Raw genomic sequence first — 566 nt, 5'->3', positions numbered from 1 at the left:
GCCTTTTTGTAATCTAATTCCTCAAGATTTTCATATTTTTTAGTTATTGAATAATAATCTAAATAAAATGGGCCAAACATAAAATAGAAAAATATTTTAGATATTATAAGTTTATCCTCCAGAAACAGAATCCANNNTTTTTATATAATCCCCNTCTTTTATTATATCATCTTCTGTTACAATTTCNNCATTTTTTACAACAATAAATCTTGAAGAATCTAAGTTTAGCATATTTAGTAAATCTTTTACAGTATTTCCATTAAATTCAATCATCATTCTCAGTAAACTATCTTTCAATAAATACTCTTATTTTTTTCATTAATATTTTTTAAGTTTTATTCTTAAAAAATTTTAAATGAAAAAAGAAGATATAATAACATTTATTGTGTTTACAGTAATATTTTTTGTAATATTTTATATAATTTTTTATAAATTGTTTAGCAAAAATTTAAGTAGTTCAGAAAATATGCCAATGAAATATTNNNTTTCATCCAAATCCATATCAATATAATGTAAGTTATGTATATTATACATTATATTTAAATATAACTGATTATCAATTGCCA

1 protein-coding gene is annotated in these 566 nt (G+C 19.4%); it reads right to left on the bottom strand.

From position 1 onward, the window contains the following. Positions 1-111 precede the first annotated feature (111 nt). Positions 112-273 carry a MoaD/ThiS family protein gene (locus LUA84_RS03270; protein ID WP_231434422.1) on the bottom strand — a complete coding sequence of 54 codons (162 nt, stop codon included), beginning with the start codon at positions 271-273 and terminating at the stop codon, positions 112-114. Between the last annotated feature and the right edge of the window lie 293 nt (positions 274-566).

The organism is Candidatus Nanopusillus massiliensis (genome assembly GCF_920984865.1).
The sequence above is the reverse complement of the archived record's forward strand: the minus strand, read 5'-3'. Positions and strand labels throughout refer to the sequence as shown.